This window comes from Pseudomonas sp. NPDC099000 (genome assembly GCF_044759925.1).
In the GTDB taxonomy this organism is placed as follows: domain Bacteria; phylum Pseudomonadota; class Gammaproteobacteria; order Pseudomonadales; family Pseudomonadaceae; genus Aquipseudomonas.
Genome location: NZ_JBIWAF010000060.1, coordinates 1 through 1,268 on the forward strand (window position 1 = coordinate 1; position 1,268 = coordinate 1,268).

Consider the following 1,268-nt stretch of genomic DNA (forward strand, 5'->3'; position numbering starts at 1 on the left):
AAACAAACGAAAACAACCAAAATCAAAACAATAAACCAAAATATTACACAAAACCACAAACATCCGATCAAATGGCTTGCGAAAGGCGAGGCGTACGATGAGCAAAGAAGTACTGCTGGTTGTTGAGTCGGTATCCAATGAAAAGGGCGTACCGGCAAACGTAATTTTTGAAGCGCTGGAGTTGGCCCTGGCCACTGCTACCAAAAAGCGTTTCGAGGACGAAGTCGATCTGCGTGTGGAAATCAATCGCCACACCGGTGCTTACGAGACATTCCGTCGCTGGACGGTCGTCGAAGAAGCAGACCTGGATGATCCGGCCATCGAAACCTGGCCGAGCAAGGTTGCCGAAACGCACCCGGGCGCCCAGGTGGGTGATGTAGTCGAAGAGAAAATCGAATCCATCGAGTTCGGCCGCATTGCTGCACAGACTGCCAAGCAAGTCATCGTGCAGAAAGTTCGCGAAGCCGAGCGCGCTCAAGTCGTTGACGCCTATCGCGAGCGCCTGGGAGAAATCATCTCCGGCACCGTGAAGAAAGTGACTCGCGACAACGTGATCGTTGACCTGGGCAACAACGCTGAAGCGTTGCTGGCTCGTGAAGACATCATCTCTCGCGAAACCTTCCGGGTTGGCGTGCGCTTGCGTGCGCTGCTCAAGGAAATCCGCACCGAGAACCGCGGCCCGCAGCTGATCCTGTCGCGTACCGCGCCGGAAATGCTGATCGAGTTGTTCCGCATCGAAGTGCCGGAAATCGCTGAAGGCCTGATCGAAGTAATGGCTGCGTCCCGTGATCCGGGTTCGCGCGCCAAGATCGCGGTCCGCTCGAAAGACAAACGCATCGACCCGCAAGGCGCTTGCATCGGTATGCGCGGTTCGCGCGTCCAGGCAGTGTCGGGTGAGTTGGGCGGTGAGCGTGTGGACATCGTCCTGTGGGACGACAACCCGGCTCAGTTCGTAATCAACGCCATGTCCCCGGCTGAGGTTGCGGCAATTATCGTTGACGAAGATGCCCATGCAATGGACATCGCCGTTGGCGCAGACAATCTGGCTCAGGCCATCGGTCGCGGTGGTCAGAACGTGCGTCTGGCTAGCCAATTGACTGGCTGGACCCTGAACGTGATGACCGAATCGGACATCCAGGCTAAGCAGCAAGCAGAAACCGGCGACATCCTGCGCAACTTCATCGACGAGCTGGATCTCGTGACTGTCTTCAGCGGTTGGACGGCGGCTGACCATGTCCAGCAGGCCGCCCGGCGGGGTCTGGCCATAG

1 protein-coding gene is annotated in these 1,268 nt (G+C 57.3%); it reads left to right on the forward strand.

Features of this window, described 5'->3' with window-relative positions:
* Positions 1–97: 97 nt before the first annotated feature.
* A partial coding sequence (gene nusA, locus ACIQV9_RS28915) for a transcription termination factor NusA (RefSeq protein ID WP_403108669.1) occupies positions 98–1,268 on the forward strand: 1,171 nt, incomplete at its 3' end.